General features: G+C 28.6%; 18 protein-coding genes. 2 read left to right on the plus strand and 16 right to left on the minus strand.

What is annotated here, in order from left to right:
• Nucleotides 1-147: 147 nt before the first annotated feature.
• The 15 genes from Q4Q35_RS13125 to Q4Q35_RS13195 all read right to left on the minus strand — a co-directional run bounded on the left by Q4Q35_RS13125 (nucleotide 148) and on the right by Q4Q35_RS13195 (nucleotide 17,759).
• Nucleotides 148-1,662 (minus strand): TolC family protein, encoded by a 1,515-nt coding sequence (locus tag Q4Q35_RS13125; RefSeq protein WP_303278448.1) that lies wholly within the window; start codon nucleotides 1,660-1,662, stop codon nucleotides 148-150.
• 5 nt (nucleotides 1,663-1,667) lie between these two features.
• Nucleotides 1,668-4,739, minus strand: a complete 3,072-nt coding sequence (locus tag Q4Q35_RS13130) for an efflux RND transporter permease subunit (protein ID WP_303278449.1) — start codon at nucleotides 4,737-4,739, stop codon at nucleotides 1,668-1,670.
• A 71-nt stretch (nucleotides 4,740-4,810) separates the two neighbouring features.
• Entirely contained in the window at nucleotides 4,811-5,368 is a 558-nt protein-coding gene (locus tag Q4Q35_RS13135; RefSeq protein WP_303278450.1) for a hypothetical protein, read from the minus strand.
• Nucleotides 5,369-6,616, minus strand: coding sequence for a DUF4934 domain-containing protein (locus Q4Q35_RS13140; protein WP_303278451.1), 1,248 nt, complete (start codon nucleotides 6,614-6,616; stop codon nucleotides 5,369-5,371).
• Nucleotides 6,617-6,724: 108 nt separating this feature from the next.
• On the minus strand, nucleotides 6,725-7,153 hold the full coding sequence (locus tag Q4Q35_RS13145) for a hypothetical protein (RefSeq protein WP_303278452.1): 429 nt from the start codon (nucleotides 7,151-7,153) through the stop codon (nucleotides 6,725-6,727).
• A 278-nt stretch (nucleotides 7,154-7,431) separates the two neighbouring features.
• Complete coding sequence (locus Q4Q35_RS13150; RefSeq protein WP_303278453.1) at nucleotides 7,432-7,647, minus strand: efflux RND transporter permease subunit; 216 nt, start codon at nucleotides 7,645-7,647, stop codon at nucleotides 7,432-7,434.
• A 177-nt stretch (nucleotides 7,648-7,824) separates the two neighbouring features.
• Nucleotides 7,825-8,922 (minus strand): DUF4934 domain-containing protein, encoded by a 1,098-nt coding sequence (locus Q4Q35_RS13155; protein WP_303278454.1) that lies wholly within the window; start codon nucleotides 8,920-8,922, stop codon nucleotides 7,825-7,827.
• A 68-nt stretch (nucleotides 8,923-8,990) separates the two neighbouring features.
• Nucleotides 8,991-9,431 carry a hypothetical protein gene (locus Q4Q35_RS13160; RefSeq protein ID WP_303278456.1) on the minus strand — a complete coding sequence of 147 codons (441 nt, stop codon included), beginning with the start codon at nucleotides 9,429-9,431 and terminating at the stop codon, nucleotides 8,991-8,993.
• A gap of 237 nt (nucleotides 9,432-9,668) precedes the next feature.
• The gene (locus Q4Q35_RS13165; protein WP_303278457.1) at nucleotides 9,669-10,700 is read right to left on the minus strand and encodes an efflux RND transporter periplasmic adaptor subunit; all 1,032 of its coding nucleotides are present in this window, start codon (nucleotides 10,698-10,700) and stop codon (nucleotides 9,669-9,671) included.
• Between the two features lie 104 nt (nucleotides 10,701-10,804).
• Nucleotides 10,805-12,292, minus strand: a complete 1,488-nt coding sequence (locus tag Q4Q35_RS13170; protein WP_303278458.1) for a glycosyltransferase family protein — start codon at nucleotides 12,290-12,292, stop codon at nucleotides 10,805-10,807.
• A 32-nt stretch (nucleotides 12,293-12,324) separates the two neighbouring features.
• Complete coding sequence (gene lepB, locus Q4Q35_RS13175; RefSeq protein ID WP_303278459.1) at nucleotides 12,325-13,473, minus strand: signal peptidase I; 1,149 nt, start codon at nucleotides 13,471-13,473, stop codon at nucleotides 12,325-12,327.
• 209 nt (nucleotides 13,474-13,682) lie between these two features.
• On the minus strand, nucleotides 13,683-14,930 hold the full coding sequence (locus tag Q4Q35_RS13180; RefSeq protein WP_303278460.1) for a DUF4934 domain-containing protein: 1,248 nt from the start codon (nucleotides 14,928-14,930) through the stop codon (nucleotides 13,683-13,685).
• Between the two features lie 8 nt (nucleotides 14,931-14,938).
• Nucleotides 14,939-15,232, minus strand: coding sequence for a hypothetical protein (locus Q4Q35_RS13185; protein WP_303278461.1), 294 nt, complete (start codon nucleotides 15,230-15,232; stop codon nucleotides 14,939-14,941).
• A 225-nt stretch (nucleotides 15,233-15,457) separates the two neighbouring features.
• The gene (locus Q4Q35_RS13190) at nucleotides 15,458-16,438 is read right to left on the minus strand and encodes a glycosyltransferase family 2 protein (protein ID WP_303278462.1); all 981 of its coding nucleotides are present in this window, start codon (nucleotides 16,436-16,438) and stop codon (nucleotides 15,458-15,460) included.
• Nucleotides 16,431-17,759, minus strand: coding sequence for a glycosyltransferase family protein (locus tag Q4Q35_RS13195; RefSeq protein ID WP_303278463.1), 1,329 nt, complete (start codon nucleotides 17,757-17,759; stop codon nucleotides 16,431-16,433). The genes Q4Q35_RS13190 and Q4Q35_RS13195 overlap by 8 nt, the downstream gene beginning before the upstream one ends.
• Before the next feature lie 606 nt (nucleotides 17,760-18,365).
• Here Q4Q35_RS13195 and Q4Q35_RS13200 point away from each other — a divergent pair.
• Nucleotides 18,366-19,082, plus strand: a complete 717-nt coding sequence (locus tag Q4Q35_RS13200; protein WP_303278464.1) for a glycosyltransferase family 2 protein — start codon at nucleotides 18,366-18,368, stop codon at nucleotides 19,080-19,082.
• A gap of 245 nt (nucleotides 19,083-19,327) precedes the next feature.
• The gene (locus tag Q4Q35_RS13205; RefSeq protein WP_303278465.1) at nucleotides 19,328-20,818 is read left to right on the plus strand and encodes a glycosyltransferase family protein; all 1,491 of its coding nucleotides are present in this window, start codon (nucleotides 19,328-19,330) and stop codon (nucleotides 20,816-20,818) included.
• A 553-nt stretch (nucleotides 20,819-21,371) separates the two neighbouring features.
• Here Q4Q35_RS13205 and Q4Q35_RS13210 read toward each other — a convergent pair.
• The gene (locus tag Q4Q35_RS13210; protein WP_303278466.1) at nucleotides 21,372-21,851 is read right to left on the minus strand and encodes a hypothetical protein; all 480 of its coding nucleotides are present in this window, start codon (nucleotides 21,849-21,851) and stop codon (nucleotides 21,372-21,374) included.
• Nucleotides 21,852-22,077: the final 226 nt, after the last annotated feature.

Raw genomic sequence — 22,077 nt, forward strand, 5'->3', positions numbered from 1 at the left:
ATTATTGTTTTGTGGCATTACTAATTAAGACTTTTAAATAGTTCATTTTTTTCTAAATACATTTTCAATTAGACATCTATAGTTTAATTTTAAACCAATAATCGATAATTTTATAAAACTCCGTAGTTTTCTGAATTCTAATTATTTTTAATCATCTAAAATAGTATTGAAATCTTGTTTTAAATTATTACCACTCATAAAATTAAATAATGTTAATTGTTGTACTCCATAGTAGAGCGTCCAATAGCTTTGTAAGCTTTGTATATAATTTTCAGTTGCTAATTGCCATGCCTGTCTAGAGCTACTTAGGTTCAATAAATCTACCTGCCCAGACAAAAACCTTTTTTCTGTTATTTTATAAGATTCTTTAGAAATTTCGCTGGTTCTCAATGTACCCAATACCAATTCTCTTTGAAGGTTAAAATCGTTAACCTTTATGGTAATATTTTGTTTATAGGTATCTTCATCTTGCTGCAGTTCAATATCGATAACTTCTTTGTTCATTTTTGCTGTTTTAATATTGCCTTTTCGTTCTCCCCAATCTAGAATGGGAATATTTAATTGAATAGCAACCATTTCCTGTTCTAAAAAATTACCATATACCGCATTAAATGTATTTCCTTGTTGATTTAGTCCATAACTAGCTGTTACAAACAAATCGAAACGGTTATTTTTAATAGCTTGGTCTAAATCTCTTAGCGCTTTTACTTTGCGCAATTTTAAATTTAAAATATCCGGATTATTAGTATTGGCATACCTAATAGCATCATCAACGTTTATTTGTAAATTTGAAATTAATTCAGGTAATTCTGGAACCATTTTAGAAGGGAGATCAACTCTTAAAAATAATATTAATTCTGCTTCTGCTTTTTCTAAAACTTGTTCGTTTTGGGTTAGTTTTGTATTGGCATTATACACATCTAACTCTAGATTAAGTAAATCGTCCTTTTCTATAGATCCAATATCGTAGCGCTGTTTACCTATTTTAAACAGCTTTTCGGATGACACTTTATTTTCTTGTGCTATTTCAAGTTTTTTACTAGCTAATGCCCAACTAAAAAATAAATTAACTGTTTTTAAATTAATAGCTTGCATCTCATAGATAAAATCTTGTTTTGCTTTTTCGTACTCAAGAGGCGCTATTTTATGTTGCCATTTAAATTCGTTAAATGCCATTAATGGTTGTATAAGACCTACACTAATAGGTGTTGCGTTATAACTTTCATTAGCCAAAGCGCCGTAATTTTCTAATCTATTAAAAGTAGAGTTTATATATAAATTGGTTCCTGTGGCTCTTATATTTTGAGTAACAGAAAGATTAGCATAGCTATTTAAGTTTTGTTGTGATCTATAAACATCTATGTTTAACTCTGAGTCATAACGTTGTATTACCGATCTATTATACGTTAATGGCTGCAGGGTAAAATCTACTTTCGGCAGTAAGCTAGACTTGAATGATTTAAATCCCCAATAGCTTACACCATATTCACGTTTGGCTTTAAAAGCATCAAGGGATTTTTTATTGGCTAAATTTAAGACATCATTAAGTGTCAATATTTGTTTTGGATAATCAATAATACCCTTGTTTTGAGCATTTGTTATCGAACTAAACAGAACACAACAAATAAGAAGGATAAAATGCCTTGATATATTTTTTAACATACAATTTATTTTTTAACTAGATAATAATAACAAAGAGGAATAAAATATAAACTTACTAGTGTACCTAATAGCATACCTCCTATTAAGCTTATTGCCAAAGGCGCTTGTAATTCTGCTCCCAAACCACTAGAAAATAGTAAAGGGATTAATGCTAGAATAGTTGTTAAACTCGTCATAAGTATTGGTTTTAATCGCCTTTCCCCTGCAACTAATAGTGCTTTCATTAAAGAGCTGCCTTTTCTTTGTAATTGAATAATAGTATCTACTTTTAAGATGGAATCGTTAATGATAATTCCACACATAACGACAATGCCAATCATGGACATTAAATTAATGCTCATACCAAATAGTTTTAGAAACAAAAAAGCACCTGCTAAATCTAATGGAACTTCAATTAGTATAATAAGGGGCATTAAAAAGGATTCAAATTGAGAAGCTAAAATGAAATAAAGTAATACTAAAGAAATAAGTAAGACAATTTTTAATTCGTCAATGAGTTCTTGATTGGAAAAAAAGCTTCCACTAAAACTAACATCATACCATTTGTTCTTTGACACAATGTCTTTTACACTGCTTATAGTAGACTCCATATCATTATCTTTTATTTGCAGTTCCAAAGGGAAGTATTCTCCTTCCTTTCCTCCGCTAATTGTTTTTAAACCTTTAGAAGTCGTCACTTTAACAAAGTCTTGCAGATGAAACTCGGCATCACCTTCAGAGGTTATCATGGTTTCGCTTAATACGGCTTCAATATTTTTTTTTGTACTCCCTAAAATAACGGGCACAAAATTCTGATTGTCTATAATAGATAGTATTTCTCGTTCGTTAAATGCACTTTTTAGGGTATTAAATAATGTATTAGCATTTACACCATAAGTCATAAGTTTCTCCTTATCTACAACTAAAGCCATATAGTCTTGCCAAGCTATAGGTTTTAACTCTAAATTATTAAGATGCTGTTGCACATTATACCATATATTTTGAAGTTGGGTGTTTTGATAACTTCCTATGTTTGTAACATGCCTAAGATGTGCGACTAACGGGGCTTCATCGTCAGAAAATATTAAATTAAAAATATTATCAACAGCTTTATATTCATAAAGCGCTGTTGGATGCTTATTAAGTATAAAATGACTTATCTCTTTTTTAACTTTAGCTAATAATTCAGGGGCTTTACATTGTAAATAAATGGTTGTTTCTGAGGTTCTTGCTTCTGTTTCTTTATTTAATACAAATTGTTGGGTTCCTACAAGAGCAGTATTATCAATTATATTGTCGTCAACAAATTCTAATAGCTCTAAAACTCTGCGTTTATTCTCTTCTACATTTATTTGATTATTCCAATCTATTTTTAGCAAGGTTTCGGAAGTTGAAAAATTAGGCATTGTCGTTTTTGGTAATGTCATAAACAAACCTATGGCAACTATTAATAAAAGCAAACAAAGGCTCCAAGACATACGTTGTTTACGCATCACCCATCTAAACCCCTTTTCATACAAAACAGCATAATCTAGCGTATTCTTGTTAGCCAGAAAACGACTTATTCTATCAATTTTATTGGTGTCTTTAAAATGAAACAAACGATATAATACAGGTAATAAAGTAACCGAAACAAGTAAAGATGCGAATAGACCGGTAGTTACTGCCATAGCCTGATCGTAAAATAAAGCACCACTAATACCGCTTAAAAAAACTAATGGTAAAAATACGGCACAGGTTGTAAGCGCAGAACTAAGCAAAGGTTTTAAAACTTCATTAGTACCCAAAATACAAGCTTTTGAGAGGGATTCTCCCTGCTCCCTAAATTGTGTAATATTATCAATAACAATAATGGAGTTATCTATCATCAAACCAATACCCAAAACCAAACCAGAGAGTGAGATAATATTAATAGAAATACCAAACAATTGAAAACAGAGTAAACTAATAATTATAGAAATAGGTATAGTAACCCCAATTAACAAAGGCGATTTAACATTTTTTAAAAATAAAAACATAATCCCAAATGCTAAAAAGATTCCCCACAGTAAACTTTGAAGCAAATTATTAATGGCATAGTCTAACAGTTTTGTTTGATCTCTAGTAATGGAAAAACCTATATTGGGATAATCTTCTTCTAAATAATTTAAAAGCGTATTTAAGGCTATTTTTAAATCGCCCATGCGAGCATCACTTTGCTTTATAATAGCCATAGTAATAGCTTCATGACTATTAGAAAGTGCCAAACCCGTTCTACTTTGCGGATGCTCTAATACTTGTGCTAAATCTTTAAGCTGAAAAAGTCTGTTGTTTTTATTTATATAAATATTTTCAATTTCTTGAATATTATTTAACGACATTCCTAATCGCACGTCGTATTGATATTGGTTATCTTTAATTAATAAACTCCCAATCTTTAAATCGTATTTTTTAATGGCAGATTCTAATTCATCTAAGCTTATATTTAAAGCACTTAGTTTATCATAGTTAGGGATTATTAAAATTTCAGGAGCTACCAAACCACTAACATCGACCATAGCCACTTCACCAATTTGTTCGATACGTTTACGAATAACATGATTTGCAAATCTGTTAAAATCAACAAACTTTTGTGTTACTGGGTATAAATCGTTTTGAGCAGGTTCTTTTACTTTTTTAGAAGCTGACTTTAGGTACATATTCAAATAAAATACAGGCACATCGGTAGCACTAGCTTTAATAACTTTTGGGCGTTTCATAGTTTTAGGGAAACTGCCCATAGCTCGATCTATTTTCTCATTAACTTCTATAAAGGAATAATCTATTTTAGTACCGTGATTAAAACTTAACCTTAAAATGGCTTTTTCACTACTGGTTTCTGTTGTAATGTCTTTTAAATGGCTTACCTGCATTAAGTTTCGACGTAACTGCTTAACCACTGCATCTTCTAATTGTCTAGCCGACATGTTTTCTGCAGAAACTTGCACCGTAATTTCTGGAATATCAATATCTGGCATTAAAGACACGGGTATAAGTCCAAAGGCGTAGATACCCAAAATAAGGATGCCTAAGGTGCTCATTAAAACAGCTATGGGCTTATCAATTAGAAATTTTACCATAGTACTCTTTTCTTTTTATAAATTATTTATAATGATTCAATATTTTTTATTTGGTAAAATGAAAAAAATCATTAATCATTAAATCGCTTTTTTATATATTCAAAAAAAGATTTGTTTTCATTTTTTTTATGCATTTTAAAAACATAAGAACTAGAAATATTCATCTTTGGTGTCATAGTAAAAAATAGAGCCAAATTATTTTTAATCTCTAAAGCATACTTATCCCATATATTTTGAGTTCCAGAAATAAAAATCAAGTACCCGTCATATCTTCTAAAAAGTAAATTATTTTGCTTCTCATCTAACCCTGGTGTAATTATTATTATTTTGGAGTCATTAGCTTTTTTTGCTAATTCATAAATATCAGTCAAAGCATTATCTATGCATGTAGTACATTCATCTTTAGAATAGAAAAAAAATAGTTTCTCTTCTTGTATACATAAATTATTGACTTTTGTCAATAAATTTTTATTATGATTTAACATATTGGTTATAGTTAATTCTAATGCTTTATTTGAAAAAACATTATTATCCTTAACCAAATCTTGGTTGATATCGGTATTCAATTTAGTTATACAGCTAAGCGATATAATGCAAAGAGAGACAATTATTACATGATTTATTCTCATTTACTTTAATGGTTTATATTGAAGGATATATGGGTTAGCATCAACATTACCATCATATTCAAAATAGGACGTAAGTTCATGCCTTCTCTTTTTTTCATCTTCATAATGGTTCAATCTTGAATCATTAATATAGTTGTCTATATCAACAGGGTAGATATAACAGGAAGGGGTACCGTTCATAGAAAAATCAGGAAGAAGTTCTGGTGTATTTATATTTAGCCTTCTCGATAAAGGAACCATGGATCTATTTTGGATTATTTTTTTATTAATTTTATCATATATAAATCTATAAACATATTCTTTTTTGTTTTTTATTTTAGTATACTTACCAGTAATGTAACTGTCATATTCTTGAAAATTAGATATAGAGGGTATTTTTAGTTCTTTTGCCTTTTTCATCTGATTTCCATATTTTTCACTATCATATAAAAAATTATCAGGTTTATTATCTTCATATCCTACAAAATTTATTTTATACAAGGGTGTAAAAGTTTCTGAATTTATTTTATAAACAGTATCATTATATTTTTCAACGAATCGATACTCACCTTTCTTTCTTTTTGAGAAGCCATACAAATAATGAGAACCCGCTTCGGGGTTTTTAGAAACTAAATATGGCAAGTATTTTTTTATATCTTTCCCCGTATAATTGGTGCTATAAACCCTGAAATTGGTGTTTTCGTTTTCACTTTGTTCAACATATCCTTTATAAAAATATCTCTTACTTTTTAAACTACAGAAACTCTTTGCTGTATAAGGCAATTTTGTTCTCTCCTTAAAATTTCCTAGTGAATCATAAACTATAAAATCACGCCCCATATTAGCAATAATTTCTATATCTCCATTGTAATCATTTACAGCTCCATAAACAATTTTAGTATACTCGTGTGGGCCTCTGCCAATTTTTTTTAATTTAAATTTAAACGTTCCTTTACTATCAAAACATGTTACACTATAGTCTGTACCTGAGTCTATTATGTAAATATTATTGTTGTAATAATCTACTCTATAAACATTTGTGATTAGTGAAATAGGTTTAGTCTCTAGCTTAATAAGTTTTTCTTTTTTGAATATAGAATCAAAACTTGTTATAAAGATATTTTTATTAATTTCAAAATTTAGTGTTTTCGCATTATTACTTAATGCTACTGTTTTGTGCGTATTCCTGCTATCTATTTTGCATTTAAAAAAAGAAATGGATATTAAAAGGAATAATAAATATTTTTTTAGTTTAAAGTTTTTATACATTAATTGTTTGTTTTAATTTTTTTTAAAATAATGCCATTAAGTATAATAATACTCATAATTGAATCTTAAAAACTATCGTATATAATAATTAATGGCATTAAATATTAATTAATTTCTATTCTCGCATGATAGATCATTCCATAAACAAAGTCCGAACCCACTAGAACATACTCTTTGTGTTTTATTTTGCGTCTCCCATTCAAACTCACATGCATGGAAACCAGGAATCCCATTAAAAGTAAAAGCACCACAGTAAACTTCGTTAGGAAGCATATTAATTCCATTACGAATCCATCTCATTTTTCCAGTCAGGACTTTAACTTCTTCTGTCCCACATATCGGGTAATTTGATTTCCAACCACCTCCAGCACTAGAACCACCATCACTACTACTTACATCATCTGAGCCTGAAGCCATAGCTTGTTCACTCACCATTACAAAAGGATCCTCTAAAGTTACTTTTACATTTATGGCTAATGCCAATAAAAACAAACCAGCTGCGGCTAGCTTTACTATTTTATTTACTTTTGTATTCATAATTAAATATTTAATTTATTAAATGTTTGGCACGGTTTAGTAAGTGCTATTTACTAGGTCGTGCTTTTTTTGTTAAAGGTTACGTATACTAATTTACTATTACACACGCCTTATGTTTCCGTTAATAAGTTATACGCAAACACAAGTATTTTCTTTTCTTAATTTATTTAATTAAAACATTGCGGCCCTCCTTTCTTGTTTTATTATATTTATTGTAACTCTGTTTTATCGTATTATTTTGCATAGGATTCTTTTATACTTTTAATGTCTTACTTGCATTAAATTTCGACGTAACTTCTTAACCACTTAACTACTGCATCTTCTAATTGTCTAGCCGACATGTTTTCTGCAGAAACTTGTACTGTAATTTCTGGAACATCAATATCTGGCATTAAAGACACGGGTATAAATCCAAAGGCGTAGATACCCAAAATAAGGATACCTAAACTGGTCATTAAAACAGCTATGGGCTTATGAATTAAAAATTTTACCATATTTTTATAAAAAAGATTTATTTATTTTAATATTGTGCTCAAATTCTACTAAATCTCAAGCTTCTTACTCCATTATACAGCCTAACAAAGCAAAACAAAAAATTAGATGATTCTTAGATTTAATTCTTTATTGAAAGGGTTCAGTATCACAGGCTGTGACATCTCCAAATATTTTAATCAATTTTTAAATTTGTAAAAGAATAAAGTAGAATTATCAGAAATTAATATATTATTAATTTGCTCTCTTAAGTTTTTACTAATTAAATTGTCTTGTTGAATGTTTTTAATCATGGATAATAGATGGCTATCTACTGTAGCCACAAAATAATCATTGTAAATAGTTTTTGGTGTTCCTAAAGAAAAAAGACCTATATCATTTTTTATTGATTCCATAGAAACATTATTCTTTTTATCATAAACAACTCGGTTTATTCTATTTTCATCATTGAATTCAAAAAAAACATAAGATTTTGTCTCTAAAAAATCACTAAATAAACTAAATTTTTCACTGTATTTAGAAGAAGATTCGCTAATATCAACTTGTTCTTTATCTTTATAAAAATTAAATAGTGTATACCCTTCTACCTGAAGTCCCTTTGTAAAAGCATATGCCGTATTTCTCTGTTTTGGTGTATAAATAATTCTTTCTCCGTTTTTTGTTAAATGGTTCAATTTTGAACCTTTAGCATGTTTTTCTGAATTCTTAAAAAATTTTCTTATTTTTTTTGTTTTTATATTAAATGAAATTATTTCGTAATCATAATTAGACGTATTTCTTTTTTGTCCAGCATGAAAAATTATTTCGTCACCTATTTTTTCTATTTCATCAGCAAAAAATGGTATTACTATAGAGTTCTTATAAAGACCTGTGTTTTTATCGTAAAGAAAGATTTTTCTTCCACTAACGTCATATATATAAATGTATGTCTCATCAATAACAAAATCTTGTAATGTTACATATTCATTTGGTCCTCTCCCCATTTTACTAATTCGATTTACAAACCCCCCTTTTAAATCGTAACAATTTATTGAGGTATCATCTGAGACAAACACCTGTTTCCCCTTGATAACAACCTTTTTAATCACATCAAGAAGGTTGCTAGGAGCGGTTTCTAATGGAACATAATAGCATGTATCTATAAGCTTAGAAATCAAATATGTTTTATCTTTTATAAATGGTATTTTTAATTGATAATTCATAGCTACTTTTTGTTCTTTTTTGCATGCAATAAAAACAAAAAAAGAAACTAAAACATAATATTTTATTTTACTCATAATAACTATATTTTTGTTAAGAGAATGCCAAACTAAAATTAGTTTGGCATCTCTTAGTTTATTAAAATTTAATTGGTTGGGCATCCTCCACTTGCGCATGTTTCCCAATCTTGTTGTAGACATTCTACCTCTTGAACTACTGACGTACCAAGACAAACAATTTTATATTGATCTGCCGGGCCATATTCTATTGAGACTCCTGAACCTAATTCTATACTTGAATCAAATATATCCCCAACTTTTATGGTTATACCTCCACTTAGAGTACCACTTATTGAAGTTATAATATTTACAGAACGTGTACGTATATCTTTGATTTTATAAAAATTTGCAGAAACACCATCATCAGTATCATCACTAGAATCACTACCACCACCATCAGAAGCCATAGCCTGTTCACTCACCATTGCAAAAGGATCCTCTAAAGTTACTTTTACATTTATGGCTAATGCCAATAAAAACAAACCAGCTGCGGCTAGCTTTACTATTTTATTTACTTTTGTATTCATAATTAAATATTTAATTTATTAAATGTATGGCACGGTTTAGTAAGTGCTATTTACTAGGTTGTGCTTTTTTTGTTAAACGTTTATCGTATACTATAATTTTTGATATTGTACACGCCTTATGTTTCCGTTAATGGGTTATACAAACACAAGTATTTTCTTTTCTTAATTTATTTAATTAAAACATTGCGACCCTCCTTTCTTGTTTTATTATATTTATTGTAACTCTGTTTTATCTTATTATTTTGCATCGTATTCTTTTATGCCTTTAATGTCAACATCGGTATCATTCGCTAAGTTTAAATTACCAGAAACAATAATGGTATCTCCTGGTTTTAAGGAGGCACTACTTTTATCGGGATGTGGTATTACTGTATATTCATTACTGTTTTCATTAGTGGTTTGTACATAAGTCCAATAGGTTTTTTTAGATTTAAATGCGAATAACACTTCTTGATTTTGTCTTAAAATAACGGCTTCTTTTGGGACGATAAATTGATTAGGAACGTCTTTTTGAATAAATACTTTGACATTCATCCCTTCTAACAAATTCCCATCATTTTTCACTTTCGCCTTTACCAAAATAGTACCGTCTTCTTCAACTATTGGGTTAATGGTAACGATATGGCCCTCATATTTTTTATTGAGCGCAAAAGGCAGCATTTGAATTTTAGTATTTATAGATATTTCACTAATTTCTGACTCTATTAAATAAAACTCAACCTCAAAAGCCGTATCATTTATAAGTGTCATAACAACTTCTCCTGTAGAAATTTTATCATATTGTTTCATTTCTATATTGGCAACTTTACCATTAAAAGGCGCTTTTAATTTTACAGCTTTTAAATTAAATTTGGCATTTTCTAACTCATGTAATGCATTTTTATAGCCAGAACGAATAGCTAACATATTGTACTCCTTTTTAGGGATGCTGTCTTCATGAAATGATTCGTATCCTCGACCAATAAGTTTATCTTGAAATTCTAATTCGCTTTTTTTTAAATTGATTTCAGTTTTTGTAAGAGCCTGTTGGTAGACGAAGGACTTTAAAGTTGCCAGTGTTTGTCCCTTTTTAACATAATCGCCATTATTTACAAATAATTTTTCAAGGGTTTCTGTAACGTCAAACTTTAAATTGTTTTTTTGAAAAGCAACCAATTTACCATTACTTACTATTTCCTTTTTAAAAACTCTTTTTTGAAGAATCATAACGTCAACTTCATTCTTTTCTGGAAGAAATTGCTTTTTTTCTATAATATCTGCTTCGGGCATCTGTTTTTCCTCTTTACAGTTATAAACCGAAAAAAAACATATGCTAACTATAATAAACTTCTTAAACCTATCCATTATTTCTTGTTTTCAATATTTTAGAACCCTTAATTGTCTTCAATTTTATAAATATTAAATTTGCTATTGGAAAACATGTTTTTAAACCTATTGTCTGTAACATATCTATTTTCTATTGGTACTTGTAAATAAGTCCCCATACCCTTTGTTTCAACATAATAAGCTGTTTTTTCTATAATTTCATCACGATTTATCGATAATGCCAACGACACTCTATCTGTATAAAAATGCATAACTCTTGGTTTAAAAAAAGCTATAATATCCTGTTCTTGAGTGTTCGTTTTTATAAAAGCAAACATCTCTTTACTTTCTATACTTTCAGGTCCAAAAACTACATTATTAGAATTCGATTGAGATTTATAAGTCGCCGAAAATGTTTTTATGATATTTGTACTTAAGCATATCCATAAAATAAATAATGCCATATACTTTACAAAAAAGTTTTGCTTACTGCACTTGGTTATAAAAAGTAATCCATGTATTAAAAAATAAAGAATAAAAGGATATACAGTATAGAGAAATCGTAAAGGGGTAAAAGGCCAGATTGAGAATAAAGCGACTAAAAAAAGAAGGTATGTAACAAAAATGATGTCTTTTTTTAATCTAGATATAAGGCCAACAACAGCAATCCATAAAATAAAATGGATGATGTACGGAATCACAAGATTACCAAACATCTTTTCTTTTAATAAATTAAAATAAATTTCTAAGTTTAGAGCAGGCGTACCCCAACTTATCAATTCTTCATAACTAAAATGAGATGTAAAGCCCATTGGAAGTTTTAATCCTAAAATAAAATATAGGATGGTTGCTGTAATATAGGGCAATATAAAGGGGAGGTGCTTATTTTGTAACACGCTATCTCCACGTTTATATACAAAAAACAAGTATTGTATTTGCCCAACGAGTAAAGCAAAGAAAAGCCCAATGCCTTCTGTTCGTATAGAAAAACTAAAAAATAAAATAAAACCTAAAAAAACGGCTTGTAGCCAAGCGTTTTTATTAGGGGTTTTTAAAAATTTTAATATGTAATATAAGCTAATAAAAGAAAATAGTAAAAAAGGGATGTCTGAAAGTACGTTATTAGTGGCTTTAAGATATTCAATATTAAAACCTGTAATAGTAATAAAAAATAGATTATACTTTAAACTAAGCAGGTTATTTGCCTTTATAATTAAAAATATGATATATAATGCACTAACTAGAAAAATTACTTCTAATAATTTAAACACAAAAAAGTTTAGACCAAAAATGGCATAAGCAGGTGTAAGTAAAATAGGAAAACTCCAAGGGTATAATACTGGGCTTAATCCCTTAAATGAAGAATTCTCGACTGTAAATTTATTTTTTAAGGCAAGATCGTTACTGGTTCCTTCTAGAATACTTTCTGCCTGATGGATATATAATGAAAAATCCCCTCCCCAATTATGGCCTTTATGCAGATTTAATAGACATAAAATAAATATTGTTATTAAAACAAAATATTTTAAAAATGGTATGTAATTTATTTTCTTCATAAAACCATTTACTAAAATCATAAAATGTATTATTACAAAGTTTTAAAAAAACGATTCCAATTAAACTGACCTCCATTAACCGAAGATAATACCATCACTGTTTTTCCAACAATGTTTTGTTCGGGTACAAAACCCCAATATCTTGAATCTATCGAATTATGTCTATTATCGCCCATCATAAAATAGTAATTTTGTTTAAAGGTGTAATCTGTTATTTGTTTACCATACGACCAAAAAACACCTTTTTTATTTTGAATGTTTACCTTCTCAAATTTTTCAAAAATGGCCTGATATATCATATAATTTTCGATGGTTAATGGTATTGTCTCTCCTTTTTTGGGAATCCATACGGTATCCCAGTTATTTACAGACCAACGCAGTGAATCCTTCTCAGAAAAATTATTTGCAAAGGTTTTTATAGGATAATTTAGAATACGTATCGAATCTATACACTTGGCTGTTTTTAATCGTGTGTATTGTTGTTTGTTAAGCCCTAATTTGACATGGTTTGGCTTGGAAATTTCGGGAAGTTTATAGGGCTGTATTAGTGCCGTTAATAATTCTTTATCGTTAAACCAAATATTATAAATGTGTTTTACAGTTGCGGGTGTTACTAATTCTTGTTCTTCATTATACACTATAGCATTCTTAATCTGGATACTATCAGACGGCAGTCCAATACAACGCTTTATAAAAAAGGTTTTATTGTCTAATGTGCTATTAAATACAATAACATCATTTCTTTTTATTTTAGTAAAACCATTATATCGTTTATAATCCCACCAGGTAGAATCTATACTTGCTCGTGCTTCTTTGTCTATATAAAAAAGAATATTTACCCAAGGTATTTCGAAAGGTGATTTGGGTAATTTAGGACCATAATGAAGCTTGCTTACAACTATTTTATCCCCTATTAATAAAGCCCCTTCCATAGAACTACTTGGTATATTATAAATATCTAGCATAAAAACACGAATTCCAATAGCTAGAAAAACCACGCTAATTAGACTGGAAAGCGAATACAGCCAAAACCGTTTACGAAATGCTTGTGCAAAATGTAGATTAGATTTTAAAATTAAAAACGTCCCTCCAATTATTAAGATACCTATTGCTAACCAGTATAGACTTAATATTATTAAGAATATACACATTGATAATAGAAGTAAAAGTTTGTTTTTCATATTATAATTTTAAAACACATTATTACTATTTATAATTTCCTCATATCTATTAGTTTTCATAACGTTATAGAATGAATCAAAACAACTAATTTTGTTTTCGACTTTTATATGTTTTTCTTGTAATTTTTTATATTTAAAGACGAAATATGTATTAAATACAAATAGTAGGATTACAATAATTAAATATAAAATGTTTTTATTTTTCATATTTAAAAGTCTTTTATTTTTAGTTTTACAAGAATTGGGTTGTCAAAAGGAGTAATTGAGTCCACAAAATTTAGGTCTTCTTTTGTAACCTTAAAATCGGTGCTTTCAAGAATTGCCCTATATTCATTTTTCATTTCTTTAGGAGCTCCTTTTAGGCTCTTTTCTAATGTTTTATTTAATTTAACATTATCGGTACCTGATTCTAAATAGATATTTTTGATTCCGATAATATTTTGTGGATATAATACTCCTATTAAATTATCATTAACATTAGTTATAATGTCATCAAATGTTAATAATCCCTTAATGTCATTTATCAATAAATTAGCATAAATCAATGTTTTAGTTTTTTTAGAATAAAAACCGTAGTTTCTTTTACCTTTATAAGAAAATTTAAAAAAAATTATTTTAGGAGTTTCTATAAAAGTTTGAACAAATGTATATGCGTCAGGAATCTTATTATTAAAATCAATTTCTATTGATTGTGGGATTCTATATTTACCAAAGTCAATGAAGTATTTTTGTTTAAAACTATTATTTGTATAATTATAAATAACATCATCATAACTAGGCGAGAATAAAGTTTGATTATCTTTAGAATGACTAAAGAACGAATGACTAGCAGAAGGTTTTTCTTTTTTAAAAGGAAATAATTTATCTACTATTTCTCCTTCACTATTCATTAACATCAAATCATATTCTAAACCCATTTTTTCTTTATAGTTTTTTTTATGATTAAAGTATAAGGCATATAAATCTTTTTCTAATACTGAAAAAGTTCTTATATAGTAATCAAAATTAATATGACTCTTATATTTTCCATTGTAATCATACTTTATTATACTCTTTCCATCACTATCATAAACTAATAACTCTTTGTTAAATTGATCAATTTCTAATGTTTGCGGAAACACATATTCTTCAGGACCATTTCCATTTTGACCAAGCCTTTTTTTATAGTTACCTTCTTTATCAAACACAAGAATACTCTTACTTTTTATCTTATCTAAAACATAAAAATTTTCTTGAAAATAGTCTAATTCATAAACCTCTCCCACCAAAAATTCTTCCTTAGTTTCCAATTTAATATACTCCACATTATCAAATATGTCAGAAAATTTCAGTGAGCTATATTCCCTTAATGAATCAACTGAAATTCTTGTTACTCCATCTTGAATTTCTACATAAGAAATAATGTTTTCATTATTATCCTTACATGAAAAGCATAATAATAGTAATAATAATCTCATTTTATATTTTATTTAAAAGGTCCAGCATTACAATCTTTACAGTCCCAACAATGAGCAACTGTACCCCCTCCCTGACAGTTTTCATATTGGCCGTTATATATTACTACAAAGGGTGGTATGCCTTCAGTTATACTACAATCCTCTTCTATACAACCATAGACCTTAGAATCCCACCATGAAGTTTCACAAGTGCAATTACCGTCAGAACCACTACTTGAATCAGATCCACTAGCCATAGCTTGTTCACTCACCATTGAAAAAAGATCATCTAAGGTTACTTTTACATTAATAGCTAATGCCAATAAAAACAAGCCAACTGCGGCCAGCTTTACTATTTTATTTACTTTTGTATTTATAATTAAATGATTTAATTTATTAAGTGTTTGGCACGGTTTACCAAGTACTATTTACTAGGTCATGCTTTTTCGTTTATAGTACCTATTACATTTTTTGCAATACATACTCCTTTTTGTACCATTTAGTTTAGGCTAATTTGTACATAAAGTGTTTTCTGTGTTAGTTAGGTATTAGCTCACTACAGCCCTCCTTTCTGTTGGCTTAGTTAATACTTTTATATTTTCTTCAATGTTTGTAGCCGTTATTAAGTAATGAGGGCGCTGTTTGTTTTGGATATAGAGTTTACCTATATATTCGCCCATAACCCCTAAAACCATAAGCTGTATGCCTGCTAAAAATAAGATACTTGCTATAATAGAAGTCCAACCAGATACTGCTGCTCCTAGTAACATAATTATTAATGCATATATACCATAGCTAAAGGCTAATAAGGCAAACAATACCCCAATAGCTAACGATATCCGTAATGGTTTTATACTAAACGCTGTAATACCATGACTTGCTAATTGAAACATTTTTTTTGCCGAGTATTTTGTTTTTCCAAATGCGCGTTGGTTTTCTGTATAGTCTATACTCGTTTGTTTAAAACCAACCCAAGAAAATAAACCTCTTAAATACATATGCTGCTCTGGCATATTACGTATAACAGCTCCAATTTTTTTATCGAACAATCTAAAATCGGCACCGTTAACAATCACTTTTTGGTCTGCTAGCTTTGATAAGAGCCAATAAAAACAAATAGAACTTATGTTTTTTAGTGAGAAGCGTTTATGGATGTTATTTCTAATGGCAGTAACGACGTCAAAGCCATTTTGCCATGCCTTTATCATATCTGGAATAGTTTCTGGTGGGTGTTGTAAATCGGCATCCATAGTTACTATACAATCACCTTTCACAAAATCTACACCCGCCTTTATAGCTGCTTGATGTCCAAAATTTCGTGAAAAATGAATATATTTTACATGCTTATTTTCTTGAGATATTAATTCTATAACTTGTACCGTACTATCTGTACTCCCGTCATTCACTAAAATAATTTCATAATGGTATTGGGTTAATACCTCTTCTATGTTATTAACGAGAAGAAAAATATTATCGGCCTCATTATAACAGGGTATAATAATGGATAGTAAAAATTTATTATTATTCATCGTTATCTGTTAATGGACTGTTTATAATTGGTTGTTTTAGCGCTTTTCTTTTTTCAACCAATTCTTTTACATTTTTTTTCATGGTAGCGCTATCTTTCCATACTAGTGTCCTATTATAAGATTGTATTGCGATAGCAACTAGGTAAAATGTTGCTATAGAAAAGAGTAGTTTTTTATACTTAAGAAAATTATGTAGTGTCCAATCAAAAAACCAAACTCCGATAATCGATATTCCTATAATGCTTATATACATATACCTATCTGCTGTAATTACGGGACGCGGAAAAGGAAGGATGTGTAAGACTAATAAAATATTAATAATGAAAAAGAAAAAACCAAAAACAACAAGCTTATTGTTTTTTTTATAATTAGACCATATAAATCCTACTATAATAATAGTTAATAAAAGATAGCTCCAATAAAACAAAGGCAGTTCCTCTCCTATTTTTATAGGGAAAAAATAATAGTAAAATAATTTTACTGGAGCTATAGCCCTAAAAATATATTCTACCATGCTATGCATGCCAAAAAGTATTCTTTGGTGAAATGGATAAGAGTTTTCTACTACTAAACTTCCAATATTAAATAAAGATGCAAAATACCAAAAGCCTAATCCTAAGCATAAAAATGGTAATTTCTCTAAAAAAACGCGTTTTCTTAATAATGTTGCATTTAATTTAATATATATATACCTCCCAAATATAAAATCGATTGCAAATAAATTAAGGGGCATTATAATAGCTTGCTCTTTAGAGCCATAACTTAATGCATACAATATTGCCATAAGGAATAACCAAAGGGTTTTATAGCTATCAATATATTTGATATAACACCAAATAGCTAGTAACATAAAAAAAGCATATAATATTATTTTTGAAGCACTTACCCAAGCTACGGACTCGACTTGTAATGGGTGTATCGCAAAAATTAAAGAAATACATCCAGCATATAACTGCATACGTGGTATCTTTAACTCTGGTTTAAATTGTTTTATAACAGCTTTTATTATGCTATAAACTAATAACACATTTAAAATATGTATTATCAAAAAGGCTGCATGAAATGCCATAGGGTTGAAACCAAACAATTCGTATAATACGATATACAACAAAGTATTTATAGGAGAATATTGTCCACGATATAATTCTGAAAAATGAAACCTGAGTTGTTCAAAAGAATGATCTACAATAAATGGGTTTTCTAATACTTGCCATTTATCATCCCAACCTGTTTGGAAATCATTAAAAAAAGTAGGAAAAAAAACGAGAATCGTTAATAAAACCAAAATATGAGGCACGAAAAAATAAAACCGATTTGGCATATACTTATATTATTTGTTATTCATTATATTCTCAATATTTTCACCATCACACACAAAACCCTTCAATACCAGTCTTTTCTGATATTCCAGACCACTCAACTATATATATTACAATACCTATTTATAAAACCCCACCTTATTTAAATAAAAAATTAGTTTTACGAATAATGCTTCTTAACAAATACTTTCTACATAATAAATTTTAACCTAAAGAGTTCCTTAGAGTTCTTCCTTAGGGTAGTTCTTTTAAAAGTTTGAGGATTTTAGAAAAAATTAAAACCAGAAATAGGTGCAATAAAAACAAGATAGAATGATACTATAAAAAAAAGAAAGGTTAACAAATATTAAAACGGACCATACGCAATGCCCTTATAGTAATATAGTAATTACATAAAATATTTAAAATAGTATCAAAAAAATCATGCACTGCTCAGATGCTTTTTCAAAAAACTAGCTTTTGATTTCATTACATCGGATTTCTGTTAGTTACTTCAAATAATAATTTTTAAAAATAATGTAGGGTTTTATAAATAGACATTGTACTATATGTAAGCTAAGGCAACTTAATCCATAGGTTAAATCTAACATATATTAAAAAATAACCCAATGAATAAAAAATTATCTATAATAATCCCAGCATTTAACGAAGAAAATACCGTTTTATTAATTCTTAACAGTATACAAAATGTTACTCTGATTGAAAATGTTGAAAAAGAAATTGTACTAGTAGATGATTGTTCGACAGATAATACCTTGAAATTAGTTAATAATTTTAAATCGGAAAACCCCGAATTTGCGTTAGAAATTATTTGTCATAAAAAAAATCAAGGTAAAGGTGCTGCAATTCATACTGGAATAGCAAAAGCAAACGGAGACTTTATTATTATACAAGACGCTGATCTTGAATACGATCCAAACGAATACAATACACTTTTAAAACCAATTTTAGCTGGCTTTTCAGATGCTGTCTATGGCTCTAGATTTATAGGAGGAAACCCGCATAGGGTTCTTTTCTTTTTTCACACGATAGGAAATAAATTTTTAACCTTTCTTTCAAATTTATTTACTGGAATAAATATTACAGATATGGAAACATGTTATAAACTATTTAAAAGCGAATTTATTAAACCTATTTCACTTAAAGAAAAACGTTTTGGTTTTGAACCAGAAGTAACGGCTAAAATTTCTAAAATAAAGAACATAAGAATATATGAAGTAGGTATTTCTTATTATGGAAGAACCTACGATGAAGGAAAAAAAATAGGATGGAAGGATGGCTTCCATGCTATATACTGTATTTTAAGATACAACATATTTAAGTAATGTATAAAAACTGTCTCGCTCTGAAATAAGTATACATAAATCAATGGGTCTATGAAATTTAAATGGCTTTCTCAATATACTTTAATTATAATATTCATCCTATGTATAGTATCTCGATTACCCCAATTATTGAGCGATAATTTATTTCTTGATGGAGATGAATACATTATGGGTTTAATTTAAATAAAATCGATATCAAAAAATGATAGAAGCGTATTAACAAAATTATTGACTTAAATCACATTATGCAAAATAAAAAAATCTACTTAATTCTTCTTTGTTTGGGAATCGTTCCATTTGCTTATTGGTTATACAAATATATAAATGTTGATTTGTGGTATGATGAGGTTTATTCTCTTAAACATTTTGTTTTAGGTGATTTCGAAAAAACATTATTGAATTATCCTTTACCAAATAATCATGTGTTTTTTAATTTTACAAGCCAATTAATATCAAGGCTTTTTAGTATTAGACATTTAAGTCAAATAGCTGAGCATATATATGTATTACGGCTATTTCAAGTATTAATTACACTTTTTACAGCATATTATTCAGTACAATTAGTAAAAAGAGTTTTTAAAGTCAACTATAACTTACTTGTTATCTCTGTTCTATTTACAACTATTCCATTCATGAATTTCTCATTACAATTGAGAGGATATAATATGAGCTCTTTTTTTTTGATAATGGTAGTATATCACACTTGGGCTTTTATTGAAAAAAGAAAGAATCGTGATAGTGTTTTCATTGTGATTTCTAGTGTATTATTAATTTATACTATTCCATCCAACATATATATGTTGGGATCTTTATTAATAGCATTAGTTTTATTCTTTATATACCATAAAAAGCGGTATAGATCATGGTCTAAAGCTTATTTTAATCCCATTACCTTAATTGTTTTAGGAATAATAATCTGTACAATCTTTTATTTACCAATATTAAAAAATATTATTTTTAATAAATTTTCTTCAAGGGATGCGAGCAGCGTATTTTATTCTTTAGGATTAATACCAAAATTATTTTTAGCCTTTTTGTCTAAAAGATATTTACTTATTATTTTATTCATTATTGGTTCTTGGTTCATTATTCGTGGGTCTAAAAAAAAAGAAAAGCAATTATTTACCCTTTTTCTTTTCCTTTTTCTTTTTCCTTTTATTCTTTCTTTCCTGCATCAAAAATTTCCTTTTCAAAGAGTTTTTGTTTCTTTAAGCCCAATTTTTAGTGTCCTAATTACTATTCCAATAATTAAACTCACGCAGAAGATACCTAACTCTTCTTTCACTGTGTTTTGTACTTTTATTATACCAATCTATTGTGCTAGTGTGTTTTTGAATGAGATGAAAAACAACGATATCGAAATATCAGATAAATTGGTCAATAGAGGTGAAATAGCCCAGAACATTTACCTAAATTATTATCTATCTGATTCCTTTAACCAAAAAGAAACTATGAAGCATCTTAAATCTATATCAGGAAACAAAATGGTTATTCTGTATAATCAAATAGATCTTCCATCTACCCATCTATACTTGTCAATGAATAAAGTCAATTTTATTAATATCCATTCCAAAGAAAAATTAGAACAAATTATTCTCGAAAATAAAACAATATTCCTCTTAACTAGTTTTAAAAACCAAATGCTTAATGAATTAGATAAGTTAAACACGGTTACAAGCACTGTTATTATGGACAAATATCCTATTAGTAATATTATTAGAATAAGTAAAAAGTAACTAAAAGCATTAATAATTACTTTTTTTAGTACATGACTAAAATATAACTCATTGATTACCAATAAAATAAATGTTAAAAAATCCAATCAAAGCATTGGTTTTCAGTATGTTATATAAATAATCCGATCTATTTAAAAATAGTGAATTAACTTCTGTTCTCAATGACCATTTCCAAGGAAAAATAAATTTAGCTTGAGTCTAATGTTTAGGCTATGATTTTGTTATGAGTATTGTTCCAAGGGGACTTACAAATTAGGAATCAGCCGTTTAAAAGTAATAATTTTTATTGAACATAATAAAAGCAATGAATTAAACATTAAAAACAAATGTAATGTACCAGGTGTTTGGAACGGGTTTATTTGGATTCCTGCCCCTGTCCACAGAAGGGTAGATTCAGGGGAATGATACAGTTATGGAGAAGCTCGATTGGTATATACCCCTAAAATGAAGGTGTTACCTCCTCAAGCATTCGTTCAAGATTATTAAGTTAAGAAATTTTCAAACACAGTACCTGTTATATACATACCTGTTTTCTTTGTAGAAAGTTGTCCATTTATTTTTCAACTGGTAGGATAAGTGCGTCACCGGTCATTTTGATTGCGCCGATTTGAGTCTCACACTTTACAAACCAATTACCATCGGGCAATTGCTTTACCCCATTAACCCAGAACCTTTGAACCAAATTCTTCTCTTCCTTCACTAATTCTGGTAAACGAATATTAAAATTGGTGGGCCATATTTTAAATCTTTCATCACCCGGAGAATATTCAATGTTTTTGTAATAACAAAAATAAACATAGAGCAGCTTTTGACACTGAATCAATGGCGATAAAAAGATAAGATGGCTAGGACTGTTTATCATATCCGTGTAGTACTCTCGCGAAAACTCAACTTCAATATAGTTTTTAGCGCACCGGTATTCTTTAATAAATAATTTTTCACGAACATTCTTCTCAGGCATAATATTGAATGACAAATCATTAACGCTATCGTCCTTAATGACTTTTTCAAACGTTTCAGGTATTTCTCTCATTATTTTGCCTTTTTATGTTAACCCTATTTTTATAAGGATTAATAATCGTTGTGATTTTTTTTAATTATTTACTCCCCACCCCAATATTACTTTAATCGTGTAAGCCTATACATAGACCATTCTCTATTTTTCATGGACATTTTTTCTGATTAGATCTTTTTTAACAAAAAAAAACCCAAATAGGTACTGCTACTTATTTAGATTCTTATTGTACTAGTAAATTAAA

It is taken from the genome of Flavivirga aquimarina (assembly GCF_030540835.1).
In the GTDB taxonomy this organism is placed as follows: Bacteria; Bacteroidota; Bacteroidia; order Flavobacteriales; family Flavobacteriaceae; genus Flavivirga; species Flavivirga aquimarina.

What these genes read in the sequence shown, in the direction of transcription:
- Q4Q35_RS13125 (WP_303278448.1), bottom strand. Translation starts at nt 1,662, where the DNA reads ATGTTAAAAAATATATCAAGGCATTTTATCCTTCTTATTTGTTGTGTT.
- Q4Q35_RS13130 (WP_303278449.1), bottom strand. Translation starts at nt 4,739, where the DNA reads ATGGTAAAATTTCTAATTGATAAGCCCATAGCTGTTTTAATGAGCACC.
- Q4Q35_RS13135 (WP_303278450.1), bottom strand. Translation starts at nt 5,368, where the DNA reads ATGAGAATAAATCATGTAATAATTGTCTCTCTTTGCATTATATCGCTT.
- Q4Q35_RS13140 (WP_303278451.1), bottom strand. Translation starts at nt 6,616, where the DNA reads ATGTATAAAAACTTTAAACTAAAAAAATATTTATTATTCCTTTTAATA.
- Q4Q35_RS13145 (WP_303278452.1), bottom strand. Translation starts at nt 7,153, where the DNA reads ATGAATACAAAAGTAAATAAAATAGTAAAGCTAGCCGCAGCTGGTTTG.
- Q4Q35_RS13150 (WP_303278453.1), bottom strand. Translation starts at nt 7,647, where the DNA reads ATGGTAAAATTTTTAATTCATAAGCCCATAGCTGTTTTAATGACCAGT.
- Q4Q35_RS13155 (WP_303278454.1), bottom strand. Translation starts at nt 8,922, where the DNA reads ATGAGTAAAATAAAATATTATGTTTTAGTTTCTTTTTTTGTTTTTATT.
- Q4Q35_RS13160 (WP_303278456.1), bottom strand. Translation starts at nt 9,431, where the DNA reads ATGAATACAAAAGTAAATAAAATAGTAAAGCTAGCCGCAGCTGGTTTG.
- Q4Q35_RS13165 (WP_303278457.1), bottom strand. Translation starts at nt 10,700, where the DNA reads ATGCCCGAAGCAGATATTATAGAAAAAAAGCAATTTCTTCCAGAAAAG.
- Q4Q35_RS13170 (WP_303278458.1), bottom strand. Translation starts at nt 12,292, where the DNA reads ATGAAGAAAATAAATTACATACCATTTTTAAAATATTTTGTTTTAATA.
- lepB (WP_303278459.1), bottom strand. Translation starts at nt 13,473, where the DNA reads ATGAAAAACAAACTTTTACTTCTATTATCAATGTGTATATTCTTAATA.
- Q4Q35_RS13180 (WP_303278460.1), bottom strand. Translation starts at nt 14,930, where the DNA reads ATGAGATTATTATTACTATTATTATGCTTTTCATGTAAGGATAATAAT.
- Q4Q35_RS13190 (WP_303278462.1), bottom strand. Translation starts at nt 16,438, where the DNA reads ATGAATAATAATAAATTTTTACTATCCATTATTATACCCTGTTATAAT.
- Q4Q35_RS13195 (WP_303278463.1), bottom strand. Translation starts at nt 17,759, where the DNA reads ATGCCAAATCGGTTTTATTTTTTCGTGCCTCATATTTTGGTTTTATTA.
- Q4Q35_RS13200 (WP_303278464.1), top strand. Translation starts at nt 18,366, where the DNA reads ATGAATAAAAAATTATCTATAATAATCCCAGCATTTAACGAAGAAAAT.
- Q4Q35_RS13205 (WP_303278465.1), top strand. Translation starts at nt 19,328, where the DNA reads ATGCAAAATAAAAAAATCTACTTAATTCTTCTTTGTTTGGGAATCGTT.
- Q4Q35_RS13210 (WP_303278466.1), bottom strand. Translation starts at nt 21,851, where the DNA reads ATGAGAGAAATACCTGAAACGTTTGAAAAAGTCATTAAGGACGATAGC.